Below are 12,259 nucleotides of genomic sequence, written 5' to 3'. Positions count from 1 at the left end.
GCGGAGACGATCCCTCTTGACGCTCACCGACCGCTATCGCCGACCGGCCGATTTGCCCTCGAGGATTCCCGTCTTTCCTCTACGCGGCGCGATCCTGCTGCCGCGGGCCACCCTGCCCCTCAACATCTTCGAGCCGCGCTATCTCGAAATGATCGACCACGTCATGTCCGGCGCCCGCGTCATCGGCATCCTGCAGCCTGCCGTGGCAGGCGATGACGAGCAGGAAAGCCCGATCGAAAAAACCGCAGAGCTTCGCACCGTCGGCTGTGCCGGTCGTGTGACGTCCTATCAGGAACTCGACGACGGCCGCCTGATCATCACTCTGACGGGCATCACACGTTTCGAATGCGTCGGCGAAGCCGAAACCGAAATGCCTTATCGCATCATGACGGCAAGCTACGACAAGTTCGCCAGCGATTTGACCGAGGGCCTCGGCGAAGAGCTTGTCGACCGCCAGAATTTGTTGCGCGTCTTGAAAACCTACCTTGAAGCCAACCGCCTCAAGACGGATTGGTCTACGATCCAGCGCGCCTCGAACGAATTCCTGATCAATGCCCTGTCGGTGATGTGCCCCTACGGCCCCGAAGAGAAGCAAGCGTTGCTCGAAGCTAAGGATCTGCGCTCGCGAGCCGAAGTTCTTGTTGCTTTGGCCGAAATCGATTTGGCCTCCAACGGCAGCAGCGGCACGACGCTGCAATAGTGCCGGAGATTGACGATGAGCAATGACGTCGAGGACGGCGGCGAGGAAGCCTTGAACGCCGTAGATCCGAAACTGCTCGAGTTTCTGGTCTGTCCGTTGACCAAGACAAGGCTCGTTTACAACGCCGACACGCAAGAGCTTTTGAGCAAGGCGGCGGGTCTGGCATTTCCGATCCGCAACGGGGTGCCGCTGATGATCGAGGAAGCCGCGCGAAAATTGACCGACGCAGATCTTCGCCGGCTCTGACGCGCACGACCGGCGCCTCTGCTCATGCAAAAAATTTGATCGCCGCGATGCTGCGCTTAACCACGTCTCTTTAGATTCTGTAAAAGGCCCCCGGCCGACTGTCTCCGCGCATTCAGGGGCCACAACATTGCTGCGGAAAAGAATCTACTCGCAATCCGTCGAGGAGGGCGTGGATACGTCCTCATCCTACGACGGGCAAAAGCGAGCGGCTTGGACATTGCGCATGAGCGCTTCGATCGCGGCGGCCACCGGCATGCTGCTGATCGTGCTCGGCCTTGTTGCGATCCTCGCGGGCTTTGAAACCGGAATACTCGCCACGCTGGTCGGCTTCGCCACGCTGACCGCCGCCGCCGTTTGCAATCTTGTGTTGGTCCTCCGATCGCCGAGGCCGCGGATAAGACAGAAACGGGCACAAGATCGGTCGCTGCTATGCGCGCAACTCGAAGATTTGGACGACGCCCGTTGGCGCCTGTCCGATAGCGCCATCCGCTACCGCCAGTTTCTCGATTCACAGCGCGAGTTCGTCGTCCGCCGCACGCGCGATGGTCGTATCGTCTTTGCCAATTCGGCGTTTCTCGACGCCTTCAACCTGCGCAACGACGAGGTACTGGGTTCACGCTACCGCCCGCCGGCTCTCAGAACGGAAGAGCCCTTGGGCTCATTGACCTTGGGCCGTCGAACACTTGAGCTTTTGCCGACATGCGCCGGCGATCGCTGGATTGCATGGGACGAGACAGAGATCGCGGCGACGGCAGGCGACATCGAAATCCAAAGCGTCGGTCGCGACGTGACGATCGAACGTGAAATCGAGGAAACGCTGAGAAGCGCGCGCGACCGCGCCGAAAGCGCAACCCGTGAAAAATCTCGGTTCTTGGCGGCAATGAGCCACGAAATTCGCACGCCGATGAACGGCATCATCGGCATGATTAGCTTGCTGCGCGACACCGAGCTTGATCCCGAACAGCGAACTTTTGCCCGGGTTGCAGAGGATTCCGCGCGCGCTCTGCTCGGACTGATCGACGGCATTCTCGATTTTTCCAAGATCGAAGCGGGCCGCCTCGAACTCGCAAACGAGATCTTCTCCCTGCGGGCTTGCATCGCCCAGATGATCCAGCTCATGTCGCCCGAAGCCGTCGCCAAAAAACTTCTGCTGACGTCTTCCGTATTGGAGACTGTGCCGGAATGGGTGCACGGCGATGAGATCCGTCTGCGCCAGATCGTTCTCAATCTGCTGTCGAATGCCATTAAATTCACCGACAAAGGTAGCGTCTCCTTGCGCGTCGGCATCGCCAACGATCGGCCCGCCGAAACCGGGGGCGTACGCATCGCAATCGAAGTCGCCGATTCCGGCATCGGATTTTCGCTCGAGGCGGCGCGTAGATTGTTCGGCGAGTTCGAGCAGGATGCCAGCGCCATCAATCGAAACCCGTTTGGCACTGGCCTCGGCCTTGCGATATCGAAACGGATCGCCCAAGCGATGTCCGGCGAGATTGTAGCCACCGCCGGTCCAAACAGGGGCGCCGTTTTCACGGCCCGCATCGAGCTTCGCGCAGCCGATGCCCCCAGCGCCGCAAATTCCGTATTCGCAGAAGCAAACAACGGAATCGCCGAAGGCCATTACAACGACGGCCGCCGGATTGTCGCCCAACCTCCATTTCGCGTCCTGGTGGCGGAAGACAACCAGATCAATGCCCTTCTCGCCTGCAAGATCATCGAACGCGCCGGCGGCCGGGCATCCGTCGTCGAGAACGGCAGGTCCGCGATAGCGGCGATCTGGCAGACGCTCGAACGCAAGCGGCCGCCGTTCGACCTGATCCTGATGGACGTCTTGATGCCCGAGATCGACGGCATCATGGCGACAAAATCGATCAAGGCTCTCTACCGGGAACGAAAAGATCTCGATCATCCCTGCCCGCCGATTATCGCGCTGACGGCCAACGCCTTCGCCGAGGACCGCGACCGTTGCCGGGCCGCCGGCATGGATGACTATCTCGCCAAGCCATTTGACGCCCGCGATCTCCACGATCTCCTGTTGCGATGGGCGCCCCCTTCGGCCCGTGCGGCCCCACCTGCCGCTTGATCAGACGACTGTCCGATCTAAAAACTGTCACGGAATCGTGCTAGCCGCGTTCCCGGTGCATTCTAAGGATTGGCGTTCGATGTGGCAGGCAATCGCAGACCGCAGCAAGCGTAGCCCGGCCCGGGCCGCGAAACTTCCGCCTAGCCTCGCCGCGCTCGGCGCCCTGAGCGCCTCGACCCGCCCCTTCAAGAAATTTTCTCGCGACATCGAACCCAAGATCTATGGCCGCGTCGGCAACCTCGAAGTGCGCCTCGCCCGCACCTGGGCTGAAATCAAGCTCGCGCAGCGGCTGCGCTATCAGGTGTTCTTTGAGGAGATGTCGGCGGTCCCGTCCCGCCTCGCGCAATTCCGCCGCCGCGACGAAGATGCCTACGATGCGCTCTGTGATCATCTTCTCGTCGTCGATCTCGACAAGACGACGCCAGGCCGCCATGGCCGCCCGGAGCGTCCCAAAGTTATCGGCACCTACCGCATCCTGCGCCAGGAAGTTGCCGAGCGCGGCCCCGGATTTTATTCCGCCGGCGAATACGACATCGCCCCGCTCCTGAGAAGCAAATCGCCGACACACCGGTTTATGGAACTCGGCCGCTCCTGCGTCCTCGCGCCCTATCGCAGCAAGCGCTCGGTCGAGCTGCTGTGGCACGGCCTTTGGACCTACGTGCGCGAAAATCGCATCGACGTCATGATCGGCTGCGCCAGCTTCGAAGGCATCGATCTGGAAGAGCACAAGATGGCGCTGAGCTATCTCTACCATAAGGCACTGGCGCCTGAGGAATGGCGCTGTTCCGCCCGTGCGCCGCTGTCGGTTGCGATGAACCTCGTTCCGGAATCGAAGCTCGATCCGAAATCGGCCCTGAAATCGATGCCGCCGCTGATCAAAGCCTATCTGCGGCTCGGCGCCTATTTCGGCGACGGAGCGGTGATCGACAGGCAGTTCGGCACGACGGACGTTCTCGTCATCATGCCGGTTGCCAACATCGATCCACGCTATTTCGAGCACTACGGCACGCCGCACGAAACCAAGAGCCGGATCGCTGTCGACGCCTAGGCCGAACGCAACCCCGCATCACTCCCGGCGCGCACCGTAAGCGGCCAATGCCGCCATGTTGACGATATCGGCGTCCGTCGCGCCGAACGTGCAGATCTGGACGGGATGCGACAAGCCCACGACGATCGGGCCGATGAGCGTCGCCCCGGCGAGTTCCTTGATCATCTTCGTCGAGATCGACGCCGCGTGAAACGCAGGCATCACGAGTACATTGGCCGTGTCCGACAGCCGGCAGAACGGATAGTGCTCCATCAGCGCCTTGTTGAGCGCCACGTCGGCCGCCATGTCGCCGTCGTACTCGAAATCGACAAGACGCTCGTCGAGAAGGCGCACGGCCTGGCGCACCTGCTCGGAGCGCTCGCTTCGCGGCTGCCCGAAGGTCGAATAGGCGAGCAACGCCACCCGCGGCTCGATTCCGAACGCCCGAGCCGCGTGTGCGGCTTCGACTGCGATGTTCGCAAGCTGCTCGCCGGTCGGCAAATCGTGGATGCTGGTATCGGCAATGAGCACGGCGCGGCCGCGGATCAACACCAGCGACACGCCGATGACGAGCCGACCCGGTTTTTCGTCCATCACCCGATGGATGTCCGCATAAACGCTGGTCCAGTTGCGCGTGACACCAGAAACCATCGCATCGGCATGACCGTGCGCCACCATCAGCGCCCCGAACACGTTGCGCTCGTTGGTCACGAGCCGCTCGCAATCGCGCTTGAGATATCCTCGCCGCTGCAGGCGCGAATAAAGGAAATCCGTGAATTCCTCGATAAACGGTGATTCGCTGGTATCGATCAGCTCATACTCTGGCCTGAGCTGGATTCCGAGTTCGCGAAAGCGGTCCGCGACGACCTTCTTGCGTCCGACCAGGATCGGTTGACCGAACCCTTGCTGAAAGAATGTATGCGCGGCACGGATGACGGCAGGTTCCTCGCCCTCGGCGAAAACCACTCGTTTTGGATCGTTGCGAACCGCATCGAACGTCGATTGCAACCATCCTTGCACTGGATCGAGCCGCGCGTTGAGCCGGGCGACGTAGCCGTCCATATCGACGATCGGATTGCGCGCGACGCCCGAATCCATCGCCGCCTTCGCCACCGCCGCCGAGACATGCGGCAACAGGCGCGGATCGAACGGTGCCGGAATGATGTAGCCCGGCCCGAACGTCGGCCGCTCGCCAAGAAATGCCGCCGCGACCTGATCGGGAACCTCCGCCCGCGCCAGCGCCGCGATCGCCTCCGCCGCCGCGATCTTCATCGCGTCGTTGATGGTCGTCGCATGCACATCGAGCGCGCCGCGGAAGATGAAGGGAAAGCACAGAACATTGTTGATCTGGTTCGGATAGTCCGACCGCCCCGTCGCCATCACCGCGTCTGAGCGGACAGCCTTGACTTCCTCGGGCGTGATTTCGGGATCGGGGTTCGCCATCGCGAAGATCAGCGGCTTCGGCCCCATCTGCGCGACCATGTCCTGAGAAAGCACGCCGCCCGCGGACAACCCAAGGAAGATGTCGGCGCCACCGATGACATCGGCCAAGGTCCGCGCATTCGTCTTCTGTGCGAAAGGCGCCTTGTAAGGATCCATCAATTCCTTGCGGCCCTCGTAGACGAGCCCTTTGATGTCGCACACAGAGATATTCTCGCGCTTCACTCCGATCTTCACGAGCAGATTGAGGCATGCCAGCGCCGCCGCCCCCGCACCCGAGCACACGAGCTTCACATCGCCGATGTCTTTTTCGACGACGCGCAGTCCGTTCAACACGCCCGCCGCCACGACGATCGCCGTCCCATGCTGATCGTCATGGAAAACCGGAATGTCGAGCAGGCCTTTGAGCGTCTCTTCGATGACGAAGCAGTCCGGCGATTTGATATCTTCGAGATTGATCCCGCCGAACGAAGGCCCGAGATACCGCACCGAATTGATGAATGCGTCCGGATCCGGCGTATCGACGAGCAGATCGATGGAGTCGATATCGGCAAATCGCTTGAACAGGGCCGCCTTGCCTTCCATCACGGGCTTTGCCGCCAGGGCGCCGAGATTGCCGAGCCCCAGAATCGCCGTGCCGTTCGACACCACGGCAACAAAATTGCCTTTGCTCGTGTAGGCGTAAGCGTCGCGCGGATTTTCCGCGATGGCCTGAACCGGAATCGCCACACCCGGCGAATAGGCAAGCGAAAGATCGCGCTGTGTCGCCAGCGGTTTGGTCGGCGTAATTTCGAGTTTTCCGGGCTTGCCGTTGGCGTGAAAGGCGAGCGCTTCTTGGGCCGTCACTTGGGCCGCGCGGTGAAGGGAAGGCATGGTGTTGACCGTTCAGGATTCCGTGCGCCAGGGCGGGCAGCCGGGGCACACATCAGGGGATAAGGGCCGGCACGATAGGTTGCGGCGGCCGGAACGGCAACCTATGCATATCGGGCGCGGGGACAGGGACGGTGGGGCGTTCCTTATTGCGCGATCCGTGAATCCGAACAGTGCAAATTGAAACGTAATCTCTTGATGTCCAGAACCGCTGAGCCGCGCAAGAACAGGCAGGCCCAATCGACGGCGGCTGCGCCTGTCGAAGTGTCGCACAATGACGATGCCCCCACCGCCGCCGCCGAGGCAACGCCTTCGATGGCCCAATATCTTGAAATTAAGGCTGCAAACCCCGGCAGCCTGCTCTGGTACCGCATGGGTGACTTTTACGAGCTGTTCTTCGACGATGCCGTGGCTGCATCTGAAGCGCTCTCGATCGTCCTGACCAAGCGCGGCAAGCACAGGGGCGAAGATATTCCGATGTGCGGGGTGCCCGTGCATCGGGCCGACGAATATTTACAACGTCTGATCCGGCAAGGTTTTCGCGTTGCCGTCTGTGAGCAGATGGAAGACCCGGCCGAGGCCCGAAAGCGGGGCGCCAAGGCTGTCGTAAAACGCGACGTCGTCCGACTTGTGACACCCGGAACTCTGACGGAGGAAGCGCTTCTTGATGCCAAGGCGCGCAACTACCTGACCGCAATCTTCCTCGCGACACCGGCCGAGAATGGGTTAGCCGCACCTCAAGCGCGCATCGCCCTGGCGTCCGTCGATATCTCGACCGGCGAATTCGAGGTCTCGGAAGTCTCGGGCATCGACCTCTCCGGCGAATTGATCCGACTGGCTTCCAGCGAAGTAATCGCGCCCGACACGCTGATCGGAGACGAGGCGCTCGCGCGCATGGTCGAATATTCCGGCGGCAAGATCACGCCTGTCCCTTCCGCCTATTTTGACAGCGCATCCGGATCGCGCGACCTCAAAGGCTGCCTCGGCGTTGTCGATCTCGCGGGCTTCGGCTCGTTTTCGCGCCCCGAACTCGCGGCCATCGCCGCCATCCTCAAATACATCGATCTGACACAAATGGGCCGGAAGCCGCTGCTCCGCGCCCCGCGCCGGTCGGGGAACGCCTCGCTCTTCATCGATGCTGCAAGCCGCGCCAGCCTCGAACTCGTAAAAACAACATCGTCCGACAAGTCATCGACGCTTCTTGCCGCGATGGATCGCACCGTCACTGGCGCCGGCGCACGCGAGCTTCAGGCTCGCATATCCAGCCCGCTCATCGCCGCCGCCACGATCGAGGCACGCCTCGATGCCGTGTCGTCGCTTGTCGATAATCGCAGCCTGACTGACGATATTCGCTTCGCACTCCGCGGCACGCCCGACCTAGCGCGCGCACTCCCACGCTTGGCGTTCGGTCGCGGCGGCCCTCGTGATCTCGCAGCCGTTCGCGATGCCCTCGAAGCCGCATCCAGCATCGTCGGCATGTTGAATGATGACGCGAGCGCCCTGCCGCTTCCGCCCGAGCTTTTGTCGATTTGCACGCGCCTGAAAGCCGTCCCCGCATCCCTTTCGCAGGCGCTCGATAACGCCCTTGTCGATGACCCGCCCCTGCTCCGTCGTGACGGCGGCTTCATCCGCGAAGGCTTCAACGCCGACCTCGATGCCGCCCGCACCCTGCGCAATGACAGCCGCCGCGTCATGGCGGAACTCGAGGCGCGCTACATCGAAGAAACCGGCATCAAAACCTTGCGCGTCCGCCACAACAACATTCTCGGGTTTTACATCGAAGTCACGCAGCTCAACGCCAAGCCGCTGATGTCGCCTCCGCTGGCCGAGCGCTTTCGCCATCGCCAGACCATGGCCAACGCCGTCCGTTTCGCCACCGCCGAGCTTCTCGAAACCGAAGGCCAGATCGCCTCCGCGAGCGAACGCGCGCTCAATCTCGAGCAGGAGATTTTCACGTCCCTGACGCGCGACATCGCCGCCGCGAACGACGCCCTTTCTGCCGCCGCCGCGGCTTTGGCGGAACTCGACGTCTATACGGCGTTAGCCTCGCTCGCCCTCGAACAGGGATATGTCCGGCCGATCATCGACGAAAGTACGGTCTTCGACATCCGTGGCGGCCGCCATCCCGTGGTCCAGCAAGCCCTCGCCAAGCACGCCGCCGCCGCTTTCATCGAGAACGATTGCATTTTGGGAAATGGCCCCGCTGCCAAAGAGACCGACGGTGCCTCAGCCCTCCCCGACGCCCGCATCTGGCTCGTCACCGGCCCGAACATGGCGGGCAAATCGACCTTCCTGCGCCAGAACGCGCTCATCACCGTGATGGCCCAGATGGGCTCCTATGTGCCCGCCCGCTCGGCACGCATCGGCATCGTCGATCGCCTGTTCTCGCGCGTCGGCGCCTCCGATGACCTCGCGCGCGGCCGTTCGACTTTCATGGTCGAAATGGTCGAGACGGCTGCGATCTTGAACCAGGCAACGGAGCGCTCGCTCGTTATTCTCGACGAAATCGGCCGTGGAACTGCGACTTTCGACGGTCTCTCGATCGCCTGGGCGACGGTCGAATACCTCCATGCCGTCACCAAGGCGCGCGCTCTGTTCGCGACCCATTACCACGAGCTGACCGCGCTCGCGCGCCGCCTCGACGGCATCGCCAACGTCACGATGGACGTCGCCGAGTGGCAGGACAGCATTGTTTTCCTGCATAAGGTTAAACCCGGCGCCGCCGACCGCTCCTATGGCATCCAGGTCGCCAAGCTCGCCGGCTTGCCGGAAACCGTCGTGTCCCGCGCCCGTCAGGTCCTGGCTCGGCTCGAAAAGGCCGATCGCCGCCCGCGTGTCGGTGACGAAAGTATTGACGATCTGCCCCTATTCTCGGCGGCGCGGCCGAGAGGCGCAGCACCAGACGATTCGCCCTCAGCCGTTGAAAAGCTCCTGCTTGCCATGCATCCTGACGATCTGACGCCGAAAGCGGCGCTCGAGAAGCTCTATGAACTCAAGGCTCTGGCCGAAACCCTGAAGAAGACGAAGCCTTGACCGACGATACCGCGAACCTGCTCATCCCTCCGCCTTACTTCGACCGGCTTGCGGCCCGTCGCGAGCTGACGGCGCATTTCAACGACAATAACGCCTCTGCCGCCGACGCCCGTCCGGCCGTGCTCGAAACCCTGAAAAGACTTTCGAAAGATGCACGCGAAGCAGCCCGAATCGCACTCGACGCCGACGGCAACGGACGCCGCTGCGCGGCGGGCCTGAGCCTGTTTCAGGACGAGCTTATCCGTCTGATCTACGACTACACCGTCACCCATGTTTATCGTGCCACCAACCCTTCCGATGCCGAGCGTATGGCGATCGTCGCCACCGGCGGCTATGGCCGCGGCCTTCTGGCGCCCGGCTCCGACATCGACCTCTTGTTCCTGCTGCCCTACAAGCAGACGCCATGGGGTGAGAGCGTCGCCGAATACATGCTCTACATGCTCTGGGATTTGGGCTTCAAAGTCGGCCACGCCACCCGCACGGTCGAGCAATGCGTCAAGCTCAGCCAGGCCGACATCACCATCCGCACCGCGCTCCTCGATTCGCGCTTGATCCTCGGCGACGGCCAGCTCTTTGCCGAGTTCGAGGATCGCTTCCGCGCCGACGTCGTCGCCGGCACCGCACGCCAATTCATCGATGCCAAGATGGCCGAGCGCGACGAGCGCACGCGCCGCGCCGGTGAAAGCCGCTACAAGGTCGAGCCCAACATCAAGGACGGCAAGGGTGGTTTGCGCGACCTTCACACCCTGCAGTGGCTTTCGAAATACATCTTCAATCAGGAAGTCGGCGCCGCCGCCGTCGAAGCCGGCATTTTCACACCCGAGGAAGTCCAGACGTTCCGCCGCTGCGAGGATTTCCTCTGGCGCGTGCGCTGCTTCCTCCATTTCATGACCGGACGCGCCGAAGAGGTTCTATCGTTCGAAGTCCAGCCTCAGATGGCGAACAATCTCGGCTACACGTCGCGGGAAGGCTTGCGCGCCGTCGAACGCTTCATGAAGCACTACTTCCTGATCGCCAAAGACGTCGGCGACCTGACGACGATTCTCTGCGGCGCGCTCGAAATGCAGCAGCTGAAGACGTCGCCCGGCTATAAAAGCGTTCCCAGCCCGGCAAGCTGGAAGACCCGCCGTGAAGTGCGCGAAAAGACCGATTTTCGCATCGATAACGATCGCCTCAACGTCTCCGATCCCGAGGTCTTCGCGCGCGATCCCGTCAACCTCATCCGATTCTTTGCTCAAGCCGCAAACACCGGCGCATACCTTCACCCCGACGCCATCCGCCTGCTTCGTGGTTCGCTTCGCCTGATCGACGACAAGCTTCGCAATGATCCGGAAGCCAACGCCATCTTTCTTTCGCTGCTCACCGCCAAGGGAAATCCCGAAGCCTCCCTGAGGCATATGAACGACGCAGGCGTGCTCGGCCGCTTCCTGCCCGAGTTCGGACGCATCGTCGCGATGATGCAGTTCAACATGTATCATCATTATACGGTCGACGAACATCTGCTCCGCACGCTCGGCAACATCGTCGCGATCGAGCGCGGCGAGCTTGCCTCCGAGCTGCCCCTTTGTACGGCGGTGTTCTCCTCGATTCAGAACCGTCGCGCGCTGCTCGTCGCAGCCTTCATCCACGATATCGGCAAGGGCCGGAAGGAAAGCCACTCGCTCGTCGGCGCTCGCATCGCGCGCAAGCTTTGTCCGCGACTCGGCCTGACGGCTGCCGAGACCGAACTCGTCGCATGGCTGCTGCAGGAACACCTGACGATGAGCAATTTCGCTCACTCGCGCGACATTTCCGATCCCGACACCATCCGCGCCTTCGCCGACATCGTGCAAAGTCCGGAGCGCCTGAAGCTGCTTCTTCTGCTCACCTGCGCTGACATCCGCGCCGTGGGGCCGGGAGTATGGAACGGCTGGAAGGGCCAGCTTCTGCGCACGCTTTATCACGAGACCGAGCCGCTCGTGGCAGGTGGCCACACGCAAATCCCGCGCGACGAACGGATTGGCAAAGCGCAGGCGGCGCTGCGTCAGATGCTTTCCGATTGGCCCGAGAAGGCCGTCGATGACTTCATCGACCGGCATTATCCCAATTACTGGCTGCGCACCGATCTTGCGACCCAGGTCGTGCATGCCAACGTCGTCCGCGACGCGATGACGTCGCGCACCAAATTCGCGACCAACGTCAAAACCGACGCCTTTACGGCGATCACCGAGCTGACGGTATTCGCACCGAACCACGCCCGGCTTCTGTCGCTATTCGCGGGCGCATGCGCTGCTGCAGGTGCCAACATCGCCGGCGCCCATATCACGACCACGCGCGACGGCTACGCCCTCGATACGTTCCTGTTGAACCGGGAATTCGTTGAAGACGAAGACGAGCTTCGTCGCGCCAAACGCATCACCGACACCATCGAGCGGCTGCTGAACGGCAAAGAGCAGCTTGCGGCACTTATTAGAAAGCGGCGGATCGGAACACGCGGTCTTGACGCGTTCACAGTCGAACCTGAGATCGTCATCAATAACGCGTTGTCCGATCGCCTGACGGTGCTCGAAGTAGCGGGCCGGGACCGGCCGGGCCTGCTTTACGAATTGACGTCGGCTCTATCGGATCTGTCGCTCGACATCTCATCGGCACACGTGACGACCTTCGGCGAGAAGGCCGTCGACGTCTTTTACGTGACCGATCTCGTCGGCAAGCAGATCATCAACGAGAGCCGCCAGGCGGCCCTTCGCACCCGCCTCAGATCGATTCTCGATCCCACTCGCACCAAACCGGCATCGGAAGCCGCCCACGTCTAAGGCTTGCGAGGTCACAGCAAAACTTTTCTGGTCCGGCCGTGACTTCGCGGCCACGGCCCACAGGCGAG

The 12,259-nt window shown here is 62.0% G+C and carries 7 protein-coding genes; 6 read left to right on the top strand and 1 reads right to left on the bottom strand.

The features are described 5' to 3' along the window. Positions 1-16 precede the first annotated feature (16 nt). The 4 genes from QM780_RS15630 to QM780_RS15615 all read left to right on the top strand — a co-directional run bounded on the left by QM780_RS15630 (position 17) and on the right by QM780_RS15615 (position 4,074). Positions 17-700 carry an LON peptidase substrate-binding domain-containing protein gene (locus tag QM780_RS15630; RefSeq protein WP_415071363.1) on the top strand — a complete coding sequence of 228 codons (684 nt, stop codon included), beginning with the start codon at positions 17-19 and terminating at the stop codon, positions 698-700. Positions 701-715: 15 nt separating this feature from the next. After that, a complete protein-coding gene (locus QM780_RS15625; protein WP_415071362.1) occupies positions 716-946 on the top strand; it encodes a Trm112 family protein in 231 nt (76 codons plus the stop codon). A 223-nt stretch (positions 947-1,169) separates the two neighbouring features. Next, entirely contained in the window at positions 1,170-3,026 is a 1,857-nt protein-coding gene (locus tag QM780_RS15620; RefSeq protein WP_415071361.1) for an ATP-binding protein, read from the top strand. A gap of 79 nt (positions 3,027-3,105) precedes the next feature. Further along, entirely contained in the window at positions 3,106-4,074 is a 969-nt protein-coding gene (locus QM780_RS15615) for a GNAT family N-acetyltransferase (protein WP_415071360.1), read from the top strand. 18 nt (positions 4,075-4,092) lie between these two features. Here the strand turns inward: QM780_RS15615 and QM780_RS15610 are convergent, their stop codons facing one another. Continuing rightward, positions 4,093-6,366, bottom strand: a complete 2,274-nt coding sequence (locus tag QM780_RS15610; protein ID WP_415071359.1) for an NADP-dependent malic enzyme — start codon at positions 6,364-6,366, stop codon at positions 4,093-4,095. A 195-nt stretch (positions 6,367-6,561) separates the two neighbouring features. Here QM780_RS15610 and mutS point away from each other — a divergent pair, with 195 nt between their 5' ends. Beyond that, on the top strand, positions 6,562-9,396 hold the full coding sequence (mutS, locus tag QM780_RS15605; RefSeq protein WP_415071358.1) for a DNA mismatch repair protein MutS: 2,835 nt from the start codon (positions 6,562-6,564) through the stop codon (positions 9,394-9,396). Next, positions 9,393-12,191 carry a [protein-PII] uridylyltransferase gene (locus tag QM780_RS15600; RefSeq protein ID WP_415071357.1) on the top strand — a complete coding sequence of 933 codons (2,799 nt, stop codon included), beginning with the start codon at positions 9,393-9,395 and terminating at the stop codon, positions 12,189-12,191. The genes mutS and QM780_RS15600 overlap by 4 nt, the downstream gene beginning before the upstream one ends. Positions 12,192-12,259: the final 68 nt, after the last annotated feature.

The organism is Hyphomicrobium sp. (assembly GCF_047600905.1).
Lineage (GTDB): Bacteria > Pseudomonadota > Alphaproteobacteria > Rhizobiales > Hyphomicrobiaceae > Hyphomicrobium_B.
This window is presented reverse-complemented; position numbering and strand designations above follow the sequence as displayed.

Excerpts from the sequence above, each read along its gene's own strand:
- QM780_RS15625 (WP_415071362.1), top strand. The coding sequence starts at position 716 with ATGAGCAATGACGTCGAGGACGGCGGCGAGGAAGCCTTGAACGCCGTA.
- QM780_RS15615 (WP_415071360.1), top strand. The coding sequence starts at position 3,106 with ATGTGGCAGGCAATCGCAGACCGCAGCAAGCGTAGCCCGGCCCGGGCC.
- mutS (WP_415071358.1), top strand. The coding sequence starts at position 6,562 with ATGTCCAGAACCGCTGAGCCGCGCAAGAACAGGCAGGCCCAATCGACG.
- QM780_RS15620 (WP_415071361.1), top strand. The coding sequence starts at position 1,170 with ATGAGCGCTTCGATCGCGGCGGCCACCGGCATGCTGCTGATCGTGCTC.
- QM780_RS15610 (WP_415071359.1), bottom strand. The coding sequence starts at position 6,366 with ATGCCTTCCCTTCACCGCGCGGCCCAAGTGACGGCCCAAGAAGCGCTC.